The sequence below is a fragment of the Actinomyces acetigenes genome (assembly GCF_031296635.1).
Lineage (GTDB): Bacteria > Actinomycetota > Actinomycetes > Actinomycetales > Actinomycetaceae > Actinomyces > Actinomyces acetigenes.
This window is the reverse complement of sequence record NZ_JASPFC010000005.1, coordinates 41,238-57,608: the sequence shown is the minus strand read 5'-3', so window position 1 is coordinate 57,608 and position 16,371 is coordinate 41,238. Positions and strand designations below refer to the sequence as shown.

General features: G+C 70.3%; 12 protein-coding genes. All 12 read right to left on the bottom strand.

The features are described 5' to 3' along the window. The 12 genes from RIV14_RS03070 to RIV14_RS03015 all read right to left on the bottom strand — a co-directional run bounded on the left by RIV14_RS03070 (position 1) and on the right by RIV14_RS03015 (position 16,368). On the bottom strand, positions 1 to 465 hold the full coding sequence (locus RIV14_RS03070; protein ID WP_075372744.1) for a cell division protein SepF: 465 nt from the start codon (positions 463 to 465) through the stop codon (positions 1 to 3). Between the two features lie 152 nt (positions 466 to 617). Further along, entirely contained in the window at positions 618 to 1,433 is an 816-nt protein-coding gene (locus RIV14_RS03065) for a purine nucleoside phosphorylase YfiH/LACC1 family protein (RefSeq protein ID WP_075372745.1), read from the bottom strand. Positions 1,434 to 1,462: 29 nt separating this feature from the next. Beyond that, entirely contained in the window at positions 1,463 to 2,833 is a 1,371-nt protein-coding gene (ftsZ, locus tag RIV14_RS03060; RefSeq protein WP_178387881.1) for a cell division protein FtsZ, read from the bottom strand. Between the two features lie 266 nt (positions 2,834 to 3,099). After that, positions 3,100 to 4,335 carry a cell division protein FtsQ/DivIB gene (locus tag RIV14_RS03055; protein WP_256699307.1) on the bottom strand — a complete coding sequence of 412 codons (1,236 nt, stop codon included), beginning with the start codon at positions 4,333 to 4,335 and terminating at the stop codon, positions 3,100 to 3,102. Continuing rightward, positions 4,332 to 5,906 carry a UDP-N-acetylmuramate--L-alanine ligase gene (murC, locus tag RIV14_RS03050; RefSeq protein ID WP_075372747.1) on the bottom strand — a complete coding sequence of 525 codons (1,575 nt, stop codon included), beginning with the start codon at positions 5,904 to 5,906 and terminating at the stop codon, positions 4,332 to 4,334. The genes RIV14_RS03055 and murC overlap by 4 nt, the downstream gene beginning before the upstream one ends. Beyond that, positions 5,903 to 7,162 carry an undecaprenyldiphospho-muramoylpentapeptide beta-N-acetylglucosaminyltransferase gene (murG, locus tag RIV14_RS03045; RefSeq protein WP_075372748.1) on the bottom strand — a complete coding sequence of 420 codons (1,260 nt, stop codon included), beginning with the start codon at positions 7,160 to 7,162 and terminating at the stop codon, positions 5,903 to 5,905. Before murG ends, murC begins: the two co-directional genes overlap by 4 nt. Next, positions 7,146 to 8,684 (bottom strand): FtsW/RodA/SpoVE family cell cycle protein, encoded by a 1,539-nt coding sequence (locus RIV14_RS03040; protein ID WP_075372749.1) that lies wholly within the window; start codon positions 8,682 to 8,684, stop codon positions 7,146 to 7,148. Before RIV14_RS03040 ends, murG begins: the two co-directional genes overlap by 17 nt. Next, on the bottom strand, positions 8,681 to 10,240 hold the full coding sequence (gene murD, locus RIV14_RS03035) for a UDP-N-acetylmuramoyl-L-alanine--D-glutamate ligase (protein WP_178387882.1): 1,560 nt from the start codon (positions 10,238 to 10,240) through the stop codon (positions 8,681 to 8,683). The genes RIV14_RS03040 and murD overlap by 4 nt, the downstream gene beginning before the upstream one ends. A gap of 102 nt (positions 10,241 to 10,342) precedes the next feature. After that, positions 10,343 to 11,443, bottom strand: a complete 1,101-nt coding sequence (mraY, locus tag RIV14_RS03030; RefSeq protein ID WP_070662174.1) for a phospho-N-acetylmuramoyl-pentapeptide-transferase — start codon at positions 11,441 to 11,443, stop codon at positions 10,343 to 10,345. Continuing rightward, on the bottom strand, positions 11,440 to 12,891 hold the full coding sequence (locus tag RIV14_RS03025) for a UDP-N-acetylmuramoyl-tripeptide--D-alanyl-D-alanine ligase (protein ID WP_075372750.1): 1,452 nt from the start codon (positions 12,889 to 12,891) through the stop codon (positions 11,440 to 11,442). Before RIV14_RS03025 ends, mraY begins: the two co-directional genes overlap by 4 nt. Then, positions 12,876 to 14,462, bottom strand: coding sequence for a UDP-N-acetylmuramoyl-L-alanyl-D-glutamate--2,6-diaminopimelate ligase (locus RIV14_RS03020; RefSeq protein ID WP_075372751.1), 1,587 nt, complete (start codon positions 14,460 to 14,462; stop codon positions 12,876 to 12,878). The genes RIV14_RS03025 and RIV14_RS03020 overlap by 16 nt, the downstream gene beginning before the upstream one ends. A gap of 106 nt (positions 14,463 to 14,568) precedes the next feature. Further along, positions 14,569 to 16,368 (bottom strand): peptidoglycan D,D-transpeptidase FtsI family protein, encoded by a 1,800-nt coding sequence (locus RIV14_RS03015; protein WP_075372752.1) that lies wholly within the window; start codon positions 16,366 to 16,368, stop codon positions 14,569 to 14,571. Positions 16,369 to 16,371: the final 3 nt, after the last annotated feature.

Genomic DNA, 16,371 nt, shown 5'->3' with positions numbered 1-16,371 from the left:
TCAGCTCTGGTTGAAGAAGCGGCCGCGAGCCTCGGCGACCTCACCGCCGTCGATCTCCACACTGGCCGGGGTCAGCAGGAACACGCGCGGGGTGACGCGCTCGATGGCGCCGTGCAGCCCGAAGACCAGGCCGGCGGAGAAGTCCACCATGCGGCGCGCGTCGGACTCGCTCATACCGGTGAGGTTGATGATGACGGGGACGCCGTCGCGGAAGGACTCTCCGATGATCCTGGCCTCGTTGTAGGTCGAGGGGTGAACCGTGACGATACGGCGAAGATCCGGGGCGGCGACAACGGGATCGGGCGCAGCCGGGGCGGAGAAGTCCTCGTACCCCTCGTCGCTGTAGTCCTGCTCGTGCTCCTGCACGGCGTAACCGGCGTCGGCAGCCTCATAGCTGTCCTCGTAGGTCTCCTCCTCCGGCTCCGAGTAGCCGAGGAAACTGGTCATACTGCGCAGCGCGCCCATTTATCGCTCCTTGGTTCGTCCGGTCCCCTGCGTTCCGGATGTGCTGCGACGGTATCCGCCCCTACGACACCGCACGGGGACCTCACCTCGGCGTGTCCCCAACCTCAGGTTTCAGGAAGGTCACGCCCAGGAGGTACTCAGTGCACTGGGGCTTACCTCGGAACTCCAATGCCGGCAAGGCGTCCTGTCACTCCGTCACGCCGGAAGGAGAAGAAACGAGGGTCCTCATAGGTGCACCACTGACCAGCACTGATGTGACCAACACCGGCGCGCTCGAGCTGGGCGAGCACACCTGCCGCGACGTCAAGGCCGGGCGTGCCCCACGATGTGCGCGAGGCGCACGCCGGTTCGCGCTGCGCGGACAGCGCGAGCATGTCCTCGGGGACCTCGTAGCAGGAGCCACAGATCGACGGGCCCACGGCGGCCCACAGATCCGCCGGCTCCACTCCGCCGCGCTGAAGGAACTCGATCGTGGCGGGGACGACACCGTCGAGCATGCCTCGCCGTCCGGCGTGCACGGCGGCGGTGAGAGCGCCGTCCCGGGACGCCAGCAGGACGGGGACGCAGTCAGCCACGAGAACACAGCAGCCCGCGGGCGCCCCGGCCGTCCGGGAGTCCAGGACGAGCGCATCCGCCTCGGGCACCTCGTCAACCTGAGCCGTGGCCACGACGGCCGAGTGGATCTGGTTCATCCAGGCCAGATGACGCCCCCGCTCGAGCCCGAGCAGCCCCTCGAGCTGACGACGGTGACCATGAACACGTTGCGGGTCGTCTCCGACGTGGAGTGCCAGGTTCCACCCGCCATAGGCGGTCTCGTCCCCGCTTTCGGCCCCCCGATCCTGAGCGCCACCCTCCGGGGCCAGGACGGGACGGGCCCGCAGGCCGCGGGTAGTGAAGTACCCGCGAGCCCGCGGGCCCAGATCCACCTCGATCAGGTCCGAGATCTCAACGGCACCGGTGTCGCACATGTTGCCGCATCCCCGGGCAGCGATGCCGCTCAGCGCAGGAAGTCAGGCAGATCGATGCCGTCGTCGTCGGCGTCGACCCCGATCACCTGAGGAACCTCAAGATCGGAGACCGAGTGCTGCGCCGGCACCGAGCCGTAGGAGCCATAGGACTCATCCACATAGGCCGGCATACCCCCCGAGGAGAGGGCCTCGGCCGCACTGACCTCCGACAGGTTCGCCGCGGCCGCCGGAGAGGAGGAGGGCGGAGGAGCCAGCGGGACCGGACGAGTCACCGGGTTCTGGGCGGCATGGGCGCCACCGCGAGGAGCGGGGGCCGGAGGCAGGTCATCCACCGGGGAGGAGGGCACCGGCGGCACAGCGGCGGCCCGCGACAGCCGAGTCATCGGATCGACCAGGCCACCGACGACCGGCTCGGAGTCGAAGCCGGCGGCGATGACCGTCACCCGCACCTCGTCTCCCAGGGCGCCGTCGACCACGTTTCCGACGATGATGTTGGCCTCGGGGTGGACGGCCTCGCGCACCAGGTTGGCGGCCTCGTTCATCTCGAACAGGCCCAGGTCGGAACCGCCCTGGAAGAAGAGCAGCACGCCGTGTGCGCCGTCGATCGAGGTCTCCAGCAGCGGCGAGGCGATGGCCTCCTCGGTGGCCGTGATCGCGCGTCCCTCACCGGTGGCCGAGCCGATGCCCATGAGCGCACTGCCGGCGCCCTGCATCACGGACTTGACGTCATTGAAGTCGACGTTGATGAGACCGGGGGTGGTGATGAGCTCGGTGATGCCCTGGACACCCTGAAGAAGAACCTGGTCGGCCTGCTTGAAGGCGTCAACCACGGAGATGTTCTTGTCGGCGATCTGCAGGAGGCGGTCGTTGGGGATGACGATGAGGGTGTCGACTTCCTCGCGCAGCGCCTGGACACCGTCCTCGGCCTGGGCCGAGCGGCGGCGGCCCTCGAAGGAGAAGGGACGGGTGACCACACCGATGGTCAGCGCACCAATGCTCTTGGCCAGGCGAGCGACGACGGGGGCCGCGCCGGTGCCGGTGCCGCCCCCCTCACCCGCGGTGACGAAGACCATGTCCGAGCCGTCGAGGGCCTCACGGATCTCGGACTCGTGATCCTCGGCGGCCTTGCGGCCGATCGCCGGGTCGGCTCCCGCTCCCAGACCTCGGGTCAGGTCCCGACCGACGTCGAGCTTGACGTCAGCGTCGGACATGAGCAGCGCCTGGGCGTCGGTGTTCACGGCGATGAACTCCACGCCACGCAGATCGGCCTCGATCATGCGGTTGACGGCATTGACGCCGCCGCCGCCGACACCGACGACCTTGATCTCTGCCTGGTAGTGCTGTGAGTCGTCCACAGCCATGCTCTCGACCACTGGCGTCCCCTCCGCGAGTTTCGTCATGAGCCCTCTGACGAGGACTCCCCTCAAACCTCAACCTCAAGTTAAGGTCAATACTTATGTCATTCTCTGAACGACTGGCCTAACGCTATGAGACTTCCAGGACCTCGTATCGCATTGAAGCCCGGCGTGTTCGTGTGCAGTTGCCTGCGGATTCCCTGCTATATCGCTGCAATATACCTGCAATAAACCTGAAGGGCTGAGGTCACGTGCTGCTGCGCGTCCCGCCGTCCCTGGGCTCGTCGAGCAGCGGCCGAGCAGAAGAACGTTCAGGACGTCGGCGACGGCGCCGCGGTGGTCGTGGTCGCTCCGTCGGTGGATCGTGTGGTGGGGCGATGCGGCGAGGAGACGTCGTAGATGGACGCGGTGGTGGTCATGAGAGTCGCCAGGACGCGCGCCTTGAGCTGGTTGTCCTGGTTGTTCCCCCAGACCACGCTGGCCCCGCTGGACAAGGTCAGTGTGACCTGCCCCGCCTCAGTGGCGCTGCCGCTGCTCACCTGGGCCAGGGTCTCAGGCGTGAGGGAACCCACCACCTGGGTGACGGCGGCGACCTGCTTGGCGGAGATCCTCTGTGGCCCTGATGCCTGCACGGCGGGGTCGGGCACGATGTTCACCAGGCCCGACGGAGGCTCGGGGACCCGCTCGAGGACCACGGCCTCGTTGTCGAGGACCTGGTAGCCCTCCGAGTCCTGCACGGTGGCCACCGGCACGCGCATCGTCAAGTGCACCCGCAGCCCGTGGGGCCAGGCCCTGGTCACCTGCGCCCGGCGCACCCGGACCAGCTTGTCGCTGACCTGGGTGGAGAGCCGGCCGGTGTCTAGCCGCAGCAACGAGTCACCCGCGTAGGCGGCCAGGACCTCGCGGACCTGCTTATCCGAGACGCTGCCGTCCGATCCTGCCACGGAGATCCTCTGAGTCTGCAGACCCAGGAGGGGTGAGAAGGTCAGGGCCCAGACCGTCAGGACAATGGCGAGCACCACGACGGAGACCCTCACCACCCGTCGCAGCCGCAACCGGCGCAAGGCGTCCTGACGCTCCTTGAGACGATCGGCCAGCCCGGTGGAGACGACCCGGTCGTCTCCTCTGGAAAGAGCCACCTGCCGACGGCCGAACACGGTCAGCTCGGTGCTCGATGCCGCGTCGGGGCTGGAGGACTCCTGACGGGGGCTGGTGCGTTTGGTGTCCTCGCCGCCGCGACGCGAAACCGTCGAGGGGCTGGATGCGCCCCTCGACGTCGACGGACGCCTGGGTCGCGAGGGCGCCCCAGCGGCTCCACCCGGGGCCTTGGGAGCCCTGGAGGCGGAAGCGCTCCGGGGCAGGTTGGCGGGGGCCGGAGGCCCGGCCTGCTCGGTCCCCTGATCCGTCGGGGTACTCGCCGCAGACGGTCCCTGCGCCGAGCGGGTGGGACGCGGACGCCGGGGACCCGAACGGCGCGGAGGGATACGGGCCGGGACGTCCTGAGCGCGGTTGGAGCGCTCGGGACGGGGGGCCGAGGGCTTCCTCATGCCCGCTCGTCCAGGTCCGCGGGCGAGGGGGCTGCACCGCCCTCGCGGGCCGCCAAGTCGGCCAGTACCGTGGCAGCGAGCTCGGTGACGTCTCCGGCGCCGACTGTCAGCAGCAGGTCGCCGGGGCGCGCCAGGTCGGCCACCGCGTGCGCGGCTTCAAGACGCTCGGCGACGAACCTGGCTGTGCCGCCGGGGACCCGCTGGGCGACCGTGTCCCCGGTGACACCGGGGAAGTCCGCCTGAGTCTCCCTGGCGGGGTAGACATCGGTGACGACAACGGCGTCGGCCAGGGCCAGCGCCTGTCCGAAGCGGTCGGCGAAGACCCTGGTGCGGGAGAACAGGTGCGGCTGGAACAGGACCAGGACCCGACCGCCGCGCTCCTGGGCCACGCCCCGCGCCGTGCGCAGCAGGGCCTCGATCTCCGTGGGGTGGTGGGCGTAGTCGTCGATGACGCGCACGCCGTCGGCCTCTCCCCGGTCCTCGAAGCGCCGGCCCGTCCCCCCGAAGGCCCCCATTACCCGGGCCATCCGGGCCGGTTCGACGCCGAGCTCGATGCCCGCGGCCCAGGCACCGGCGGCGTCGAGGGCCACGTGGTCCCCGGGCACGGCCAGCACCAGCTCCACCGGGCCGTGATGCGGCTCCTCACCCACGCCGCCGGCGGGCTCGCGGTCGGTCGCCGTGGTGAGGGTCAGCAGCCCCCGAGTGGATGAGGCCCCACGTTCCCGAATGTCTAGGTGGACGTGTCCCTCCCCCACAAGCACCCCGCCGGGGAGGGTCTCGGGGCCTGCGAAGGAGTAGGTGACGACGCGCAGGCCATCGGCTGCAGCGCGCTGCGCCAGGCGCAGTGCGCCGGCATCGGCGGCGCAGGCGACCAGCAGGCCCCCGGGCACCAGCCGGTGAGCGAAGTCGACGAATGCCGCCTCGAAGGCCTCCGCGGTGCCGTAGCTGTCGAGGTGGTCTGGCTCGACGTTGGTGACGATCTCCACGCGTGGGGAGTAGTTGAGGAAGGAGCGGTCGGACTCATCGGCCTCGGCGACCAGGACGGGACCGCGGCCCAGGTGGGCCCCGGTGCCCAGCGCCCGCACGACTCCGCCGATGGCGAAGGAGGGGTCGGCGCCGGCGTCCGTGAGGGCCTCGGCGAGCATGCCTGAGGTCGTGGTCTTGCCGTGCGCACCCGCCACGGCGACGAAGTCCAGGCCCTGAGCGGCCAGCGCCAGCGCCTGAGACCGGTGGATGACCTCCTGGTCCCGCCGCCGGGCCTGGGCGAGCTCGGGGTTGGTCTCCTTGATCGCGGTGGACACCACGACCGTGCTGCGCTGGGGGACATTCGCGGCGTCGTGCCCCAGGTGGGTCGTGATGCCCAGGTCGGCCAGGTGGTCGAAGGCGGGACCGCCGTGGGCGTCGGAGCCCGTGACCCGGGCACCGCGGGCGGCGAGCAGCTGGGCGACCACGCTCATCCCCGCTCCCCCGATGCCAATGAGATGGAAGGTCCTGTCTGCCAGCGTGCGCTGATCGGCGCCGGCCGGCCGGCCGGCAGTGTGGGAGCTGTCCTGGGTTGTCGTGGCGGTCATGCCGCGTTCTCCTCATCAGTGGGAGTGTCATGGATGGAGGCGCACTGCTGAATGAGGGCGGCCAGGCGGGCCGCCGCATCCTGGACGCCGGTGGAGGCCGCGGCCCGGGCCATGGCGGCCTGCCGCTCAGGGTCGGAGATGAGCATCGCGAAGTCAAGGATGTCCGAGGGCTTCAGGTCGGCGTCGAGCACCATGCGCCCGCCCCCGGAGGCCAGGACGTCAGCGGCGTTGAGACGCTGCTCCCCGTTGCCGATCGGCAAAGGGACGTAGAGTGCCGGAAGCCCCAGGGCCGTGATCTCTGCGACGGTACCGGCGCCGGAGCGGCACAGGACCCCGTCGGCGCAGGCGTAGGCCTGTTCCATCGTGGTCAGGTAGTCGAGCACGTGGTACCGCTCGGAGAGGTCCTCCGCTGCGCCGGAGGCCACTGCCGCCTCGAGGGCGGCGCGCACCGGGGCGTCCTTGTCCTTACCGGTCAGGTGCAGCACCTGCAGTCCGGCGGGCAGGGAGCCCAGCGACTCGCTCAGGACCTCGTTGAGGTGCTGGGCCCCTAAGGATCCGCCCGTCACCAGCAGCGTGGGCAGGTCGGGGTCGAGCCCCAGAGCCTGCGCACCCTCGGCGCGGGCCCGGTGGGTCCCCTCGCTCGTGGCCCGCTGCGACACCAGGGTGGCGATGGCCGGGCGCAGCGGCAGCCCCGTGACCTCGGTGCGTCCTTTGGAGGCCTTGAGACGTGTGGAGGCGAAGGTCAGGGCGACGGCCTGTGCCCAGGAGGCCCCCAGCCGGTTGGCCAGCCCCGGGCGGGCGTTCTGCTCATGGATGACGACCGGCACTCCGGCCTTCCTGGCGGCCAGGTAGGCCGGGGTCGACACGTAGCCGCCGAAGCCGACGACGACGTCGGCACTGACCGTCTCAATGGCCTCCGTGGCCGCGCTGATCGCCTTTCCCAGCCGGTGCGGCAGGCGCAGCAGGTCACCGCTGGGGCGCCGCGGCAGAGGGACTCTGGGGACGAGGGCCAGCTCGAAGCCGGCCTCGGGCACCAGTCGCTTCTCCAGTCCCTCGGCGGTCCCCAGGACGAGGATCTGCGTGTCAGGGTCACCGCCCAGGGCCGGGTCACGCAGGGCCGCGGCCGTGGCCAGCAACGGGTTGACGTGGCCGGCGGTGCCTCCACCGGCCAGCAGTACCCGCAATGGCCGGGGCCGCTCCGAGCCGCTGGGACGTTCCTGCTGGGGCGAGCTTGCGCTCTCACTTGTCTCGGGCACGGTTCCTCCTTGGGACAATAACTGCCAGGGAACGACGCAGCGCCCCGGGACTCGTGGACAGGGCCTCCTGCGCACCAGGTTCATGGCGTGCGAAGGCGAGAAGCACCCCGATGGCTAGGAGGACCGACACCAGTGCGGTGCCTCCACGGCTGACGAGGGGAAGGGGGACGCCCAGCACCGGCAGCGCACCGGTGACGACCCCCATGTTGATGATCGCCTGCCCCACGATCCACGCACCGATGGCCGAGGTTGTGGCCACGACGTACAGGGAGGTGTGGCGTCTCATGAGCCGCAGGCAGCAGGCTCCGATGCCGGCGAACAGGGCGATGACGACGAGCGTGCCCACCAGCCCGAATTCCTCACCGAGCACGGCGAAGATGTAGTCGGAGTCCGCCTGGGTGAGGTAGCCCCACTTCTGGCGCGAGGATCCCGGCCCCACACCGAGCCAGCCCCCGGTCCCCAGCGCCCACATCCCGTGCTTGGGCTGGTAGCCCACGCCCATGGGGTCGGCGCCCTCGGGATGGATCCAGGCGGTGATCCGGGCGCGCCGGTTGGCGCTGAGCATGGAGGCGGCCGCGAACATGGCGATGCCGCCGACACCCAGGAGGGCGAACCAGCGCTTGCGCATTCCCCCCACCCACAGGGCACCGGCGACGATGATCACCAGGATGATGACGGTTCCCAGATCCTGTCCGCCTAGGACGCTCAGGATCGCGGCGCCGACACCGCCCCAGCCCGCCGCCCACACCCGGTCCCGAGGGCGCCTGTCCGCGTACCAGGTCACCAGGGTGCCCAGGACCAGGGCGAGGGCCACCTTGATGAACTCCGAGGGCTGGGCGGTGCCGACCCCTGGGACCTGGATCCAGTTGCGGTTGCCGTAGACGTTGACGCCCACGGGTGTGAACACCAGGCACTGCATGGCGATCGTCAGCGCCAGGAGCACCCACGCCATCCGCGGGAACCAGGACAGCGGGATGCGGGAGACGCCCACCATGCCCAGTGTCCCCACCGCGGCGAAGATGAGGTACTTGGCGAAGTCGGTGAAGGCGTTGCCGCCGGTGGCGGCAACGGTCACTGACTGCACGGAGAAGACCATGATGAGTCCGAAGGTCTCCAGCACCAGGGTGGACACGAGCAGGCAGTAGTAGGTCAGGGTCACCTGCTCGGAGCCCTGGGTGGAGTCCGGCCCGCCGGAGGGACGCCGACGACGATCCTCGGGGACGCCATCGGGCTGGGGGGCCCCGCCGTCCCAGGGTCTCGAAAGCCGCTCGCCCCAGCGCGCCAGGCGCTTGCGCCAGGCGCCACCCAGGTGGCCTCCGGCTCCCGTGGGCCGGGAGCCGGAGGGCTTCCCGGTCGGCCTGGACGGCCTGGACGAGGTGGCCGCGCCCCTGCGGGGGGCGGTCCGCTCCGGCTTGTGGTCGGCACCGGTCCCCCGTGACGGACCTCCGGATGCCCGCGAGGATCCTGACGAGGAGGGGCTCGACGAGCGGGCAGCGGTGGCCGAGGTGGACCCGGTCTTCACAGCTGCTCCCGGTCGCCGGAGGCGTCCGTGTCCCGGGCGCCATCGTCTTGGGTGTAGGCCCGGGCGCAGGCGGCGAACAGGTCGCCGCGCTGGGCGTAGGACGTGAACTGGTCCCAGGAGGCGCAAGCCGGGGCCAGTATGACGGTGTCGCCGCTGCGGGCCATGGCGCCGGCGGCCTCCACCGCTGCGGCGCTCACCTGCTCGGCGCTGCCGTCACTGACGCGGGTGAGGGCAAGGCCGGGGGCCTCCCGCTCCAGGGCCGCCAGAATGTCGTTCTGGTCCTTGCCGATGACGACTGCGCCGCGCAGGTGGGGGCGCACCGTGCGGACCAGGTCGAAGAACTGGGCGCCCTTGGTGTCGCCGCCGCAGATCCACACGCCGGTCCCCCGCGGCAGGGAGGTCAGTGCGGCCTCGGCGGAGTGCGGGTTGGTGGCCTTGGAGTCGTCGACCCAGGTGACACCATCCGCCTCGGCGACGGTGACGATCCGGTGGGCCCCGGGGCTATAGGCGCGCAGCCCGGAGGCGACCGCCTCCGGATCGACTCCGGCTGCGCGGGCCAGCGCGGCGGCCGCCAAGGCGTCGGCCAACAGGTGCGCGGGCAGGTTCTGGGCGCGCCGCCCAGGAGCCAGGTGAGCCAGGTCGGCGGTGGTGGCCAGCTCGACACCACTGGAACGTCGCTCGGCGTGGAAGGCGCGGTCGACCAGCAGGTCCTCGACCATGCCGACCTGCCCCAGCCCCGGCGCAGCCAGGGTGAAGCCGATGGCTCGGCAGCCCTCGACGACGTCGGCCTGGCGGACCATGTCCTCGGTGGCGGCGTCAGCGAGGTTGTAGATGGCGGCGAGCCGGGTGCGGCGGTAGACGCGGGCCTTGTCCTGGGCGTAGGCCTCCAGCCCTCCGTGCCAGTCGAGGTGGTCGGCGGCCAGGTTGAGGCAGGCCGAGGCCAGGGGCGCCAGGGTCCTGGTGGTGTGGAGCTGGAAGCTGGACAGCTCCACGGCCAGGGCGTCGGCGCTGCCGGCCAGCACCGCCTCAATGACGGGGGTGCCGATGTTGCCGACAGCCGGGGCCGTGAGCCCGTGGGCCGTCAGGATCGCCGAGAGCATGCTGACCGTGGTGGTCTTGCCGTCCGTTCCTGTGACAGTCAGCCAGGGGACGTGCGGGCGTGACGAGTCCTGCTGGATCCTCCAAGCCAGCTCGACCTCGCTCCAGGTCTCGATGCCCGCTGCCGCGGCGCCTCGCAGGATCGGGCCGGTGGCCGGGACCCCGGGTGAGACGATGAGGAGCCGCGCCGGGGACTGCGCCAGGGCGGCCGCGGTGGCCTCGGCGTCGGCGACCGCGGCGGAGGCCACGGGGGTGTGCAGCATCTCGATGGAGGACTCACGGCTGTCGAAGACGTGAATGCGGGCCCCCAGCGTAGCCAGGGCATCGACGACGGCGCGCCCGGTACGCCCCAGTCCGACGACGGCCACATGGGCGCCGTCGAGCTGGTCGCTCAGGGACCTGCCAAGGCCGGTGACGGCGCTGGGCGATTCACCGGGGACTTCAGTCGGACTGGTCACGGTGCGGGTTCACGCTCCTGGTTTCTCACTGCTCCTGACGGAGTTGCCGGCAGGAAAAGACTGCTTCAAGGGGTCGGGTCACGGCGGCCCGAGCATCCCGGTTCATCCGAAGATGAGCTGGCGCAGGTACTCGGCGTAGAAGAGACCGAGTCCCGCAATGACACACAGGCCGGCGATGATCCAGAAGCGGATCACCACATTGACCTCGGTCCATCCTCCCAGTTCGAAGTGGTGATGCAGGGGAGCCATGCGGAAGACGCGTCGGCCTGTTGACTTGAATGAGACGATCTGGATGATGTCGCTCATGACCTCGGCCAGGAAGAGTCCGCCCAGGATGACGGCGAGGAACTCGGTGCGGGTCAGGATCGACAGTCCTGCGACGGCCCCGCCCAGGGCCAAGGACCCGGTGTCGCCCATGAAGATCTTGGCCGGTGAGGCGTTCCACCACAGGAAGCCGAAGCAGGCCCCCATGAGGGCGGCGGCGATCATGGCCAGGTCTCGCGGGTCCCTGACCTGGTAGCAGGTGGTGGGGACCATGGTCTCGTGACCGTAGTTGCAGGACTGGTTGGTCTGCCACACACCGATGAGCGTGTAGGCGCCGAAGACCATGGCCGAGGCGCCGGCGGCCAGTCCGTCGAGTCCGTCGGTGAGGTTGACGGCGTTGGACCAGGCGGTGATGAGGAAGTTGGCCCACAGGATGAACAGGATGAGCCCGACGACGCTGCCGGCGAAGGCCAGGTTGATCGCCGAGTCCCGGGCGAAGGAGATCCGGGTGGAGGCGGGGGTGAGTCCGTTGCGGTCCGCGAAGTGCAGGGCCGCCACCGAGAATCCGACGCCGATGATCGCCTGCCCCACGATCTTCTGCCACGCCCTCAGCCCCAGGGAGCGCTGCTTGGAGATCTTCTCGAAGTCGTCCAGGAATCCGATGAGCCCGAGTCCGACGACGAGGAAGAGCAGCAGGACCCCGGAGGCGCGCGGTGTGCGCAGCTGGGTGAGATTGGCCAGGGTGTAGCCCAGGACGGTGGAGATGATGATGACGAGGCCGCCCATGGTCGGCGTGCCGCGCTTGGTGAAGTGTCCCTGGGGCCCGTCCTGGCGGATGAACTGTCCGTACTCCTTGGCGTGGAGGTAGCGGATGAGCAGGGGGGTCCCCAGCAGGGTGCCCACCAGTCCGACCACGCCGGAGATGAGGATGGCGGTCATCGGGGACGAACCTCCTTGAGGTGGTCGGCCAGGCGCCAGGCGCCCGAACCGTTGGAGCCCTTGACCAGGACGGCGTCGCCGTCGCACAGCAGGGCGTCGATCTGGGAGATGGCGGTCGCGGCATCATCGAAGCCGACCACCTCGACCCCTCGCGCCCTGGCCGCCTCGAGTGCCTCCTGGGTGGAGCCGATACCAATGAGCATAGCGGCTCCGGCCTGGGCCGCTAGCTCTCCGGTGCGCGCGTGATCGGCCGCCGAGGACTCCCCCAGCTCGAGCATCTCGGAAATCACGACGACGCGCCGTCGCCCCCCGGCCAGAGCCGGCAGCACGGCCAGCGCCGCCGTCATGGAGTCGATGTTGGCGTTGTAGGAGTCGTCGATAAGGAGAAGATCCCCACCGAGCTCCGACACATCCATGCGGTGGGGGCTCTCAATGCTCACCGAGCCGAGCCTGTCGGCAACGAGCTCGGGGTCCAGTCCTGCGGCCAGGGCCAGGCCGGCGGCGGCCAGGGCGTTGGACACGTTGTGAGCACCGGCGACGGCCAGCTGGACGCGTCGGGGCTCGGCGAGCCCGGGCAGGTGGAGGTCGAAGGCTGCTCGGGCGGCCGCGTCCAGGTTCACGTTCTCAGCCCTCAAGTCGGCCTGTCGCCCTTGAGCGGAGAAGGTGAGGACGCGTGCCGGCGCGAGCTCGGCCATGGCGGCGGCGCGGGCGTCGTCGGCGTTGAGGACGGCGGTCCCTTCAGGCAGCAGGCCGGCGATGATCTCGGCCTTGGCCGCGGCGACGCCCTCGATGGAGCCGAAACCGCCCATGTGGGCGTGCCCGATCATGAGGACCCCGGCCGCGTCCAGGGGGGCGATGTCGGTGAGGTAGGCGATGTGCCCGGGTCCGGATGCCCCCATCTCCAGGACGAGGTAGCGGGTGGACTCGTCGGCCTCCAGCACGGTCAGCGGCAGACCGATCTCGTTGTTGAAGCTGGCCCGGGGCGCCACCGTGGGTCCGGAGGCGGCCAGGAGCTGACGGGTGAGGTCCTTGGTGGTGGTCTTGCCCACCGAGCCGGTCATCGCCACCACGGTGAGACGCTCACCGCGCTCGGCTGCGCTCCGGCGCAGCCCCTCCAGGTGGGTGCGGGCCAGTGCGCCGAGGGCCGTCACGGTGTCCTCCACGAGGACGAGACCCATGGTCGGCGTCTCGGCCTGCCCCTGGGACAGCCCGCTGCGGGCGGCCTCCAGGTCGGAGACGATGGCTCCGACGGCACCCAGGGCCCCGGCCGATCCCAGGTGGGCGTGGCCGTCGGTGCGCTCACCGTGAACGGCGATGAACAGTGAGCCCTCGGCGGCCTGGCGCGAGTCGGTGACGACCGGTCCGGTCACGGGCGCGTCCGGGCCGATGAGCCTGCCGCCGACGGCGGCTGCGATCTGACTCAGGCTGAGCCTCATGCCCGTCCCCATTTCTTCTCGACGGCCTCGGCCATCACGGGCGCGTCGTTGTAGCGGATGAACTCCCCAGCCATCTCCAGGAAGGGCTCGTGCCCCTTCCCGGTGACGATGACGGTGTCGTTGGGTCCGCACAGCTCGACCCCCCGGCGCACGGCGTCGCCGCGCCAGGTGGTGATCTCCTCGACGTCCTTCAGGTCGGGGCGCACGCCGCGCACCCCGTCGAGGATGGCGTTGCGGATGAGCTGGGGGTCCTCGCTGCGGGGGTTCTCGTCGGTGACGACCAGTACGTCCGCCAGGCGAGCGCACACCTCACCCAGCATGGGCCGTTTGCCCTGGTCGCGGTCGCCGTCGGAGCCGAAGACCACGATGAGGCGCCCCGGGGTGATGGGGCGCACGGCCTTGAGGGCCAGCTCCATGGCGTCGGGGGTGTGGGCGAAGTCGACGATGCACAGGCCGCGTCGGCCGTCGCGCTGGCTGATGCGCTGCATCCGGCCGGGGATGTTGTGGGCACCGGCCAGGGCGGCTGTGGCCGTGGCGGCGGGTACCCCCGCACGGATGGCCATGACCAGGGCCAGGGCGGCGTTCTGGACGTTGACGAGTCCGGGCAGGGGGCAGGAGGCCTCGATGTGCTCGCCGTCGGGCCCGTGGAGAGTGAAGGTGGTGGCGGAGTCGGTCAGGGAGACGGCGGCGTCACCGACCCACCAGTCGGCGGGAGTGTCCCCGGGGTAGGCGCGCACGCGGTCGATCTCAATGGGGGCCTTAGCGGCCAGGGCCGCGCCCCACTGGTCGTCGACGCAGACCACGCCGCGGCGGGCGTGCTCGGGGGTGAACAGCTGTGCCTTGGCCTCCAGGTAGCCCTCCATGGTCTTGTGGAAGTCGAGGTGGTCGCGCTGAAGGTTGGTGAAGCCGGCGACGTCGACGACGAACCCATCGAGCCGGTGCAGGACGATGGCGTGGCTGGAGGCCTCCAGGGAGGCGGCGCCGACCCCGTCCTCCACGGCCAGGGCCATCATCCGCTGCAGGACGGGGGCCTCGACGGTGGTGCGCGGGGACTCCACGGAGCGCTCCCCCACGCGCAGCTCGACGGTTCCGGCCACCATGCAGGCGCCGACGTGGGCGGACAGGATGGCGTCGAGGAAGTAGGCGGTGGTCGTCTTGCCGTTGGTGCCGGTGACAGCGGTGGTAATCAGTCCGCGTGCCGGGTGGTGGTAGGCCTCGGCGCTCAGAGGGCCGACGACGGCACGGGGGTCGTCGTGCACGAGGACCGGGGTTCCGGGAGCGGACTCGTGGACGATCTGGGCGCCGTCGGCATCGGTCAGGACGGCAACGGCACCGGAGGCGGCCGCCTCGGCGGCGAAGCGGGCGCCGTGGACGGTGAAACCGGGCAGTCCCACGAAGAGCTCTCCCGGTGCGGTGTCGCCGGAGTCGACACTGACCCCCAGGATGCTCAGGTCATTGAGGGCGGCGGCATCTTCAGCTGAGGCGGGAGCCAGGGAGAAGCGCTCGCTCAAGGTGCTGATGGGGACGGGACCATTAGAGCTCGGCCGTAGGGCGGCGGCCGACTCGTAGGCGTGGTTGCTCATAGTTCCTCAATCTATCGCGACCTTCCACTGTCGATGTTCCACAAGAGCCCCTCCGGCTCACTTCGCCGAGGTGCTGGTGGTCACGCTGTCTACCTCATAGGCCACCTCACTGGTTCGCGTCCCGCTCTCCCCCGGCGCCGTTGCGAGCGGCCCGGGCCGCCACGACGCTCGGGTCCGGGGCGATGTTGAGCGCCTGCATGGCGGCCAGCGCCACCTCCCGGAAGACGGGGGCGGCAACGGTGCCTCCATAGATTCCCTCGGGCCGGTTGACGATGACCGCGATGGCCAGCACCGGGTCGCGGGCCGGCAGGAAGCCGACGAAGGAGGCCACGGTGGAGTCGTCGGTGAGGATCTCTGTGGTTCCGGTCTTGCCGGCCACCAGGTAGCCGTTGATGGAGGCGGACTCGGCGGTGCCGCCCTCCTGGGTGACGCCGATGAGCATCTCGGTGAGGGTCTTGGCCGTCGCCTCGGAGATGACGCGCACCCCCTCGGGGCGCTTCTGGGGGGTCTGCTTGCCGTCGGCGTCGATCCAGGCGTCGATGACGCGCGGGGCCACGCGCACGCCCTTGTTGGCCACGGCGGCCAGTACCTGGAGGGACTGGAGAGTGGTGCAGGCCACGCCCTGCCCGAACATGGTGGTGTAGCGGGTGCGATCGTCCCAGGAGCTGGGCGGGTAGAGGATGCCGTCGGACTCCGCCGGCATCTCGACGCCCGTGGCCTGTCCCCAGCCGAAGCGCTTCATGTACTTGTAGCGGACGTCGTCGGCGAGCTTCTCGCCGATCTGCACGGTGCCGACGTTGGAGGACTCCGCCAGGACCCCGGCGGTGGTCATGGTCTGGGTCTCGTGCTCGTGGGAGTCCTTGAAGGTCTGTCCGTTGGCCGAGGTCCAGGTGTAGGGGATGGTCCAGGTGTCCTCGGGCTTGACGGCCCCCTCCTCCAGAGCGGCGGCGAAGGTGACGACCTTTCCGACGCTTCCGGGCTCGAAGACGGCTTGAACGCTGCGGGCGGTGCGGTTCTCCTCGGATGTGGCCGAGGGATCGGAGGGGTCGACCGAGTTGGAGTCGGCCAGGACCACGACCTTGCCGGTGGCTGGTTCCATGGCCATGACGATGCCCCAGTCCGCGTGCTGTGCGGCAACCGTTTTGTCGATGGTCTCCTGGGCAATGGACTGCAGGTCGGGGTTGAGGGTGGTGCGCACCGTGACACCGGGCCTGGCCGGTTCGTCCTCCTGCTCACCGGTGGGGATGATGACGCCGCTGCGCCCGACCTCCTCGCTGCCCTTGCCGTCGGTTCCCGTCAGGAGCTTGTTCTGAGTCAGCTCCAGCCCGGCTGCCCCGATGAGCTCGCGGTTGTGCTCGCCCTCGTGGGTGAAGCCCAGGACGTTGCCGGCCACGGTCCCGGCCGGGTAGGTGCGTCGGGTGCGCTGGTCGGGCTCGACCCCGGGGATGTCCAGAGCCTTGATCTTGCGCCAGGTGTCGGGAGAGACCTCCTGGGCGATGACCTCGTAGCTCCGGTTTCCCACGAGCTTGGCTCCGAGCTCGAGGGGATCGACGTCGAGGATCGGGGCGAGCTGGGCCGCGACCGCAGTCGCCCCGTAGTCGACGACGACCTTCTCATTGACGCCGGTGGACTCGTTGAGTCGCATCTCGGTGCGCTCGTACTGGGCGATGGCGGACTGGTTGACGCCGACGTCGTAGCTGACCGCAGAGGAGGCCAGGACGGTGCCGTCGCGTCCGGTGATGTCGCCGCGGGGGGCTCGGTTGACCCAGGTGACCGTGCGCTCGGCCTTCGCCTTCTGGGCCAGCTCCGGCCCCTCGACCGCCTGGACGTAGACGGTGCGCCCGGCCAGTGCGGTGAACACGAGCAGCCCCCCGAGCTGGAGCGCCTGACGACGCGAGGGATTCACAGG

Bases quoted from the DNA above. Each gene is read 5' to 3' on its own strand.
- murC (WP_075372747.1), bottom strand. From the start codon at position 5,906: ATGACCGCCACGACAACCCAGGACAGCTCCCACACTGCCGGCCGGCCG.
- RIV14_RS03020 (WP_075372751.1), bottom strand. From the start codon at position 14,462: ATGAGCAACCACGCCTACGAGTCGGCCGCCGCCCTACGGCCGAGCTCT.
- mraY (WP_070662174.1), bottom strand. From the start codon at position 11,443: ATGACCGCCATCCTCATCTCCGGCGTGGTCGGACTGGTGGGCACCCTG.
- RIV14_RS03070 (WP_075372744.1), bottom strand. From the start codon at position 465: ATGGGCGCGCTGCGCAGTATGACCAGTTTCCTCGGCTACTCGGAGCCG.
- RIV14_RS03055 (WP_256699307.1), bottom strand. From the start codon at position 4,335: ATGAGGAAGCCCTCGGCCCCCCGTCCCGAGCGCTCCAACCGCGCTCAG.
- ftsZ (WP_178387881.1), bottom strand. From the start codon at position 2,833: ATGACGAAACTCGCGGAGGGGACGCCAGTGGTCGAGAGCATGGCTGTG.
- RIV14_RS03065 (WP_075372745.1), bottom strand. From the start codon at position 1,433: ATGTGCGACACCGGTGCCGTTGAGATCTCGGACCTGATCGAGGTGGAT.
- RIV14_RS03025 (WP_075372750.1), bottom strand. From the start codon at position 12,891: ATGGGGACGGGCATGAGGCTCAGCCTGAGTCAGATCGCAGCCGCCGTC.